6 protein-coding genes and 1 tRNA gene are annotated in these 7,310 nt (G+C 64.4%); 2 read left to right on the top strand and 5 right to left on the bottom strand.

Features of this window, described 5'->3' with window-relative positions:
- The first annotated feature begins 197 nt into the window (after nucleotides 1-197).
- Nucleotides 198-271 (top strand) — tRNA-Gly (locus tag IT549_RS13555).
- Nucleotides 272-521: 250 nt separating this feature from the next.
- Nucleotides 522-1,682: an alpha/beta fold hydrolase gene (locus IT549_RS13550; protein ID WP_292974059.1), complete on the top strand. Its 1,161-nt coding sequence runs from the start codon at nucleotides 522-524 to the stop codon at nucleotides 1,680-1,682.
- Here IT549_RS13550 and IT549_RS13545 read toward each other — a convergent pair.
- The 5 genes from IT549_RS13545 to IT549_RS13525 form a co-directional block, all read right to left on the bottom strand.
- Complete coding sequence (locus IT549_RS13545; RefSeq protein ID WP_292974057.1) at nucleotides 1,654-3,264, bottom strand: fatty acid desaturase; 1,611 nt, start codon at nucleotides 3,262-3,264, stop codon at nucleotides 1,654-1,656. The two genes, IT549_RS13550 and IT549_RS13545, sit on opposite strands and share 29 nt — an antisense overlap.
- Entirely contained in the window at nucleotides 3,257-4,192 is a 936-nt protein-coding gene (locus IT549_RS13540) for a Rieske 2Fe-2S domain-containing protein (RefSeq protein ID WP_292974055.1), read from the bottom strand. The genes IT549_RS13545 and IT549_RS13540 overlap by 8 nt, the downstream gene beginning before the upstream one ends.
- The gene (locus tag IT549_RS13535) at nucleotides 4,189-4,773 is read right to left on the bottom strand and encodes a nuclear transport factor 2 family protein (RefSeq protein ID WP_292974053.1); all 585 of its coding nucleotides are present in this window, start codon (nucleotides 4,771-4,773) and stop codon (nucleotides 4,189-4,191) included. The genes IT549_RS13540 and IT549_RS13535 overlap by 4 nt, the downstream gene beginning before the upstream one ends.
- Before the next feature lie 93 nt (nucleotides 4,774-4,866).
- Nucleotides 4,867-5,949: a hypothetical protein gene (locus tag IT549_RS13530; RefSeq protein ID WP_292974051.1), complete on the bottom strand. Its 1,083-nt coding sequence runs from the start codon at nucleotides 5,947-5,949 to the stop codon at nucleotides 4,867-4,869.
- A 3-nt stretch (nucleotides 5,950-5,952) separates the two neighbouring features.
- On the bottom strand, nucleotides 5,953-7,308 hold the full coding sequence (locus tag IT549_RS13525; RefSeq protein WP_292974049.1) for a radical SAM protein: 1,356 nt from the start codon (nucleotides 7,306-7,308) through the stop codon (nucleotides 5,953-5,955).
- Nucleotides 7,309-7,310 lie beyond the last annotated feature (2 nt).

Below are 7,310 nucleotides of genomic sequence, written 5' to 3'. Positions count from 1 at the left end.
TGCCCGCTTCCTGCTCCTTCAAAATCGCAATGATCTGCTCTTCGTTGAACCTGCTTCGCTTCATATCGTCCGACTCCTTGCGTCAGACTCTACCAAAAAGCGGTCACATTTCAGGGGAGCACGTCAATCATCCTGCCAAATCGATTGACGAATCTCGCGCAATGTTGTGAAGGGCGCCCCAAGCCACGGCTGCCTAAGCGGGTATAGCATAGTGGTAATGCACCAGCTTCCCAAGCTGGCTAGAGGGGTTCGATTCCCCTTACCCGCTCCATTCTTTACCCCTGGCCAGACCGACGGCGTTTCGCCAAGCAAGTGCAAAAACGAATTGTAAAATCGCGTTGTTCGAACCGAGTTTTCGCAGGATTTACAACGGTTACCGATTTAGACCTGTAAGCTTCCCAAGCTTACGACGAGGGTTCGATTCCCTTCACCCTCCCACGACATCCCGAAAACCCCTGGACCTGTGCAGGTCCGGCCGCGCTTCGTTTGAACCGGGCCGGATTTGCTGCAATGATCCGGTCATGAAGAATATTTCGGATACCGAAGCCTACACGCTTTTCGACCATGTGTTCAGCAAGACGGTCCGGTCGTTGTCGGCGGTGGTCGGGCTCAAGCGGATCACGCAGCCGTTCTGGAACCGCTGGCTGGCTTCCGGCGTTGAACCGGAGGTCATTTTCGAATTCCTCGACGAAGTGGGGACGATCGACAACTGGGCCGGGACGGCCCAGGCAGTGGTCGGACGCAAGGAACAGCAATTCCTCGCCCGGCGCGATCAGCTGGAACCCGCGGCGCTGGTGGCGGAGCTGCGGCAGCTGTCCTACCTGTTCCACATGGCGCAGTGGGGGTGCCTGCCGCTCAACGATCAGCGTCGCGGTCTCTACCGCAAGGCCCGTGACTATTATTTCGAAGCCGAGACGCTGGCGTTCGGCGCCGCGTTCAAACGGATCGGGATCGCATGGGCCGGACAGGTGACCTACGCCAATCTGCACCGCCAGTCGCACAAGGCCCCGCTGGTCATCCTGGTCCACGGTATTGACGGCTGCAAGGAAGAGCACCTGGCGACCGAACTGGCGCTGCACGCGGCAGGATTTTCAACGCTGGTTTGCGATGGCCCGGGTCAGGGCGAAGCACTGATGCTGGATGGGATTGCCTGGACTGCGGACTTCCCCCGTTTTCTTAATGCCGCGATTGATGCGGCTGCGAACGAGGATGGAGTTGACGGATCGCGGGTTGGCTTCCTGGGCATCAGCATCGGGGGGATGTGGTGTATCGACGCGGCGTCCGGCGATCCCCGGGTGCGGGCGATCTTTGATCTCGGCGCGCCGCTCCACACCCGCAAGTTCCCCAAGCTGCCGTTCCTGATCAAGACCCGCCTGTGCCAGGTCACCGGGGCGCGAACCGATGCCGATGTCGCGGCGGTGCTGGGCCAGAACAACATCGAGGACCCGGCACTGCTGGGCCGGATGACAGCGCATGTCCGGATCCTCCACGGCGAACGTGACCGCGTTGTCGATACCGCCGACAAGCAGTGGCTGCTGGAACGGCTGCTGGAGGCTGGCCACCCGCGCGAAGCCAGCCTGAGGATCATCCCCGGGGGCGATCACTGCTGTACCGGCCATTTCGATACGGTACGTGACGATGCGGTGGACTTCTTTACCCGGACACTTCAGCCGGGCCGATAAGCTCGGCCTCGATCCGATCACGCGCACGGGTCAGCCACGGCCCGACCAGTCCCATGCCGATCCATGCGAGCAGCGCTCCGCCGGCAATATCAAGCAGCCAGTGCTGCCAGGTCAACCAGGTCGAAAGACAGATTGCCAGTGCCCAGATCCAGATCACTGCCGACCACAGCGGGCGCACCATGCTTCCGGCCGCCCAGGCGCAGGACAGCGCAAGCGCGACATGCAGCGAGGGCATGCAGTTGCCGATCAGGTTGACCGAATCCGCCAGCGCATAGAGCTGTGCGGTGATCGTGCCCGCTGGCACCGGCGGCGGGCTTGGCGGCACAACCGGAAACAGGATGAAGCACAGGCCGGCAATCACCACCTGAAAGACCAGCGCACCCAGCAGCGGCAGGGTGCGCCTCGGTTCCTGCTGCACAAGCGCGGCAATCAGCAACAGTGGCGTGATCGTCAGGTAGATGGCGGCACTGGCGGGCACGAACGGTGCCAGGGCATCGATCGGCAAGGAAAGATCATAGCGAACCTGGCGCGAGACGAAGTCGATGCTCGAGAGTCCGTAGACCAGGCTGAACACCACGCCGAAAATTGCCACGTGCGCCGCAATCACGCAGCGTGCCAGCAGCCGTTCGCGTGGTGCGCCCTGGTGTGATCCGGGCAGCAGGCGTGGCCCCTGCCACATCAGCAGCAATATCGAAAGGAACCGGCGCGGAGGGTTGCGGGTGGATTGCATGCGTGAAGGCAGGGCCTGCCACGGACAGTCCTGGTCGCGGTGGTGTTCAAGGTGGCAGTGATAGTTGAGGAACATCCGGCGGGTGAACCCGCCGACCACCAGATTCCACGCGCCCTCGACCCGGTCGAGCCGCGAAAACGCGTGATCGGCATATTGCAGCGAGCTCCACGCCAGTGCGAAAGCTGCATAGCAGGCGGCCCAGCCGGCCAGACTGAGATCGAGAGCGATGAACAGGGCGGCTTGCAAGGCAACGCTCGCAAGAAATTCGGCGCGCACGCGCCGCAGCGGCAGGCGCATCAGGCTTTCGAGGAATTCACCCGCGCTGGTCTGCTTCGAGAAGCCGCCATGCTCCGCGTTCAGCCGGCGCCACGGGACCAGCTCGGCAAACAGCGTGTAGAACACCAGGAACAGCGGGATGCCGGCCCAATAGAGTCCGGTCAGGATCGAGAACCATTGCGCGGTCTTCAGCGGGATTGCCTCATCCGGGCCGATATAGTCGAACCGCTCCAGCTCGCTGCGATTGTTGCGGTGATGGGTCAAGTGGGCGGAGCGTTGAAGCGTGAATGCGGTCGGAAAAAACGCCGCGGCGATTGATCCGCCCAGATCGTTGCGGCTTTGGCGCGGATCGAAATTGCCGTGCACCGCCTCGTGCATCAGCGCAAACAGCGTGTTGTTTGTAAAGGCGAACAGCGTTGCAGCTGCAATCAGACCAAGCGCCGAGGACGCGTGCGAGGCAAGCCACAACAGCGCAGCGTTGAGCGTGGCTGCACCGGCCAGGATCGCCCAGTTCTGGTGCGCGCGGGCCTTGGCGCCCGCGTCCGCCTGGTGACCGGCTGCGGCCAGCTCAGGCATGTGGAAGGCTGCGGAAGAAGGCGCAGATCTGCTGCATGAATTCATCGCCCAGACCATCAACCTGCGTCGGACCATGCCATGCGATCCGTTCGAGCACGCCAAGATCCTTGTAGAGAAACGATTTGAACAAGGTCCGCGCGATTCTGGCGTAGATGCGGTTCAGCACGGTATCGGGCCCGCGCACCCCGACCAGCCCCCTGATCCGGGTGCCGCCCGATCCCTGCGGGCAGAACGACATCAGGATGAAGGTCTGGCGCTGGCCGACCCGGGTTTCGACCAGGATCATGCTGCCGCGCAGGGTCCTGATCGTCCCGTGCACCCCGTCTTTCGCCAGGCGGGCCATGATCAGGTCGCTGATTCCAGCCTTTTGCGGGCGGGTGCGATAGCGGACCGTCAGCTGATCGCTGCCCTGGATTTCCAGGCTTGGCGGATCAAGCAGCTGGCGATCGTGGACAGCGGCGAGGTGCTCGATGTCGAGCCCGTTGGCGACCAGCCATTGCCAGGGGATCGGAAAGTCGTGTTCGCCGGCATAACACACCGCATTGCCGGCGATGCCGAACTGGTCGAGATCGGGCGCGGTTGCGGGGTCGCCAAGATAGACGAACAGCCCGCCCATGAATTCACGGAGCGGATAGCTGGGCTGCTGCAGCGGCCTGTCCTTGCCGCCGGCAAAGCGTCCGTCCGGCCCGATCAGGCGATAGTGCAGCGGACAGCGCAGTGCCTCGCCCTGCACCACACCGCCACCAAGATGGCACCCCATGTGCGCACAATGCGCCGCCAGGGCGACCGGAGCGCCGCCCTGGCGCCCGCGATAGAGCACCAGGTCACGATCGCCGATAGTGCCGGATATGATGGCTCCCGCCGCAAGGTCACGCGCCAGCCCAAGCAGGTACCAGTTTGCCGGCAGGACTGGCCCAAGATCGTTCATGCGGTGCGCTTGCGCCGTCCCAGCAGCCAACCCGCGAGCAGACCCAGCAGTCCCGCGCCGCCGGCAAGGTACTTGGTCAGGCCTTGCGATGCATTGAGCACCGGGTTGTCGAACATGTCGGCACCGAACTGGGCCGAGGCGATCTTCCACTTGCCGTCGCGATTGACGCTGGTTGCGGTCCAGCGCAGCGGAACGTCCATTTCCTTGCCGGTGGCGAGACGGAAGTGGACCAGCGCGGTGCCGGTGGTCAGCGCGAGCCGGTTGTCGGCATAGAGGATCGAGAGTTCATCGGGATCGGCCTTGATCGACATGTCCTCAACCAGCTTGGCCGAACCGACCATCATCTTCTGGTAATAGCCCTTCACCCCGTCGGGTCCCCTGGACAGGACCGAATCCATCGTGGTCAGGCGCACGTCTCCATCAAGTTCGGCCAACAGGGCGTCAACATTCTTGGCATTGAGCGCAGCGACCAGCCGGTCCTTCGTTGCGCGCAATTCCTGATGGGCCTGATCCTGTGCAGCCGCCGCCGCTGGTGCCGCAACAGGTGCGGCCGGCGCCTGGGCCAGCAGGGGTTGGGCCATGACAAGTGCGACCGTAGCCAAGATCCGTTTCATTCCACCCTCCAACTTGATGATCCCATCGAATAAGTCATCGTCCACACCGATCTGTCAAATCTAAAGCAAGGAAACGTCTGGAAAGACCGGACGTATTTCGCGTGGCTCAAACTGCGGATCGACTTCGGGCCAATGAACCGCATAAAGATCGGTCAGGTATTCGATTGCCCGGACCCGGCGTTTTAGAACCGCCCGCCAGGGATGCTCGACCGGCAGGCCCAGGGTGCCGACCCGCAATCCGCGACTGGCTGCCTGTGAAAGCGCTGCGCGGACCAGCCGCAGGGCCAGCGCGGGATCGTCGCCGCTGGCTGCCAGTGCGGGCATGAAGGCCTGCTCGATCCGTTCGCCCACCCCCGGTATTGCCGGCATGGCCAGCAGCGGGGCGACCAGATTGAAACCGCCGCGCAACCCGCGTGCGAGCGGCGGCAGGCCGCGAACCACCACCTGGCGCCACTGGCTCTGGTCCCAGACCCCGATCGTGCCGACCACCGCGCCGGCGCGGCGCAGTGCCAGGAACGACAGCCCGGGCAGGCCTTCGCCCGCGATCTCGTCCCAGGTCGGGGCGAACTGGCGCCGGGCGCCTTCCCGGGCCAGAAAGGCGCTGATCTCCGGCAGGTCCTCGGGACCGGCTTCGAAGATGTCAGGGTCGGCCGGGCATGCCCTTGCGCGGAACATCAGTGTCGCCAGCGAGCCGATCGGGCGATAGCGCGGAAATCCCTTGAGACCCGCAGTCAGCAGGCGTTGGGCCGGGCCATTGTCGGCCGCGATCGAAGTCAGCGCGAAGGGGCATTCATCCGCGCGCTCGGCATGGTCGCGCAGCGTCTGGAAACCGCCACGCAGGATCGCGATCCGGTGGCGGTGGCTGCGCGCGATCCGCAAGGCGCCAAGATAGGGCAGCAGGCGCTTCTGGCCTGCGATCCAGGCCGGCCGCACCAGCCGTTCGCACAGGCCCACTGCCGTGCCATCGGCGCTGTCTCGGGCGATCACCACCGTACACCGCTCGCCGGGCAGATGTGGTCCGCCAAGCCCGTCCGGCTCGCGCTCAAGCGAGATCTCCCAGCCGCCACCCAGCGGATTTTCGCGCAGCAGGCGCCGGATATCGGCTTCGTCGGCAGGGCCAGCTACGGCGAAAGTTATCGCCACGGTCTAACCGACCTCCAGCAACTCACCCTGCCACGCCGGATCGCCCAGCGGGAATCCGTCGCGAACCGACAGTTCGGCGTGGTGCATCCAGTTGATCGGCAGAAAATTGCGGGCCAGCACGCGCTCGCCGCGGTTGAGCGGGTCGGCGAAGCGTTTGACAATGCTGCGCAGGCCATAGAACCGCCGCCGGGCCGCCAGGCATCCTTCGCGAACCGCTGCGGCATCGCCATCGTCCGGGCGGAACGGCAGGTCGTTGTAGCGATAGCGCGGATCCAGCCACCAGGCATCGTACAGCAGCCGCCCTTCCTGCTCCAGCCGGCGATAGAGCGGCGTGCCGGGGAACGGGGTCAGATGATTGAAGGCGGCGATATAGAACCCCTGATCGATCGCGAATTCGGCCGCCTCCAGATAGGCTTCGGGCCGGGTCTCGCCATAGCCGAACACGAACGTGCCATAGACCCGGATATTGGCGCGGCGAAGGTTGGCCAGGGCATCGCCATATCCGCCCTTCATCCGGTTGAAATTCTTGCGCATCTGCCGCAGCACGGCTTCATCCAGGCTTTCGAACCCGATCAGCACACCTGCGCAGCCGGCCCTGCTGAGCCGCGCCAGCAAGGCCTCGTCGTGCGCGGCGTTGATGCTCATCTGGGTGATCCAGCGGATCCCCAGGGGGGCGATTGCGTCGGCGAATTCTCCGGTTGAGCCAATGTCGGCGGCGAAGTTGTCATCGACGAAGAAGAACATCTTGGTGCCGTCCTTCAGCGCCTTGAGCTCCTCGATCAGCGCGCCGATCGGCCGCCGCCGGCTGGTCCGGTCAAAGAAGCTCTGGATCGCGCAGAATTCGCACGGGAAGCGGCAGCCGCGACCGGTTTCGACCAGGCGGATCGGCAGGTAGCGCTTGCCGGCGAAGACCCGGCGGTCATAGCGGATTTCCGACAGACAGGGCTGGGCATCCGCCCGGTAGCGCGGTTTGAGCCGCCCGGACCGGGCGTCCTCGATCACTTGCGGCCAGACCCCTTCGGCCTCGCCGATCACCACCGCCTCGGCGTATCGTGCCACCTCGTCGGGTGCCAGCGTGGCGTGGAACCCGCCCATCACCACCGGCACCTTGCGGCGGCGAAACTCGCTGGCAATCTGGTAGGCGCGCCGGGCGGTGTAGGTTTCAACCGGAATCGCGACCAGATCGGCCGGGCGGTCGAAATCGATCGGCTCCATCCGGTCGTCGTAAAAGGCGATCTCGACATCGGGCGGGGTCAGCCCGGCCAGTGCGGCGATCGGCAGGCTCTCCATCTGCCATGAGCGGATATAGCTTTGCCCCGGGCGTCGTCCGATCGCCGGATGGACAAGGGTCAGGCGCATGG

Source organism: Novosphingobium sp. (assembly GCF_020852455.1).
Taxonomy (GTDB): Bacteria; Pseudomonadota; Alphaproteobacteria; order Sphingomonadales; family Sphingomonadaceae; genus Novosphingobium.
This window is presented reverse-complemented; position numbering and strand designations above follow the sequence as displayed.

Excerpts from the sequence above, each read along its gene's own strand:
- IT549_RS13545 (WP_292974057.1), bottom strand. The coding sequence starts at position 3,264 with ATGCCTGAGCTGGCCGCAGCCGGTCACCAGGCGGACGCGGGCGCCAAG.
- IT549_RS13540 (WP_292974055.1), bottom strand. The coding sequence starts at position 4,192 with ATGAACGATCTTGGGCCAGTCCTGCCGGCAAACTGGTACCTGCTTGGG.
- IT549_RS13550 (WP_292974059.1), top strand. The coding sequence starts at position 522 with ATGAAGAATATTTCGGATACCGAAGCCTACACGCTTTTCGACCATGTG.
- IT549_RS13525 (WP_292974049.1), bottom strand. The coding sequence starts at position 7,308 with ATGCGCCTGACCCTTGTCCATCCGGCGATCGGACGACGCCCGGGGCAA.
- IT549_RS13535 (WP_292974053.1), bottom strand. The coding sequence starts at position 4,773 with ATGGCCCAACCCCTGCTGGCCCAGGCGCCGGCCGCACCTGTTGCGGCA.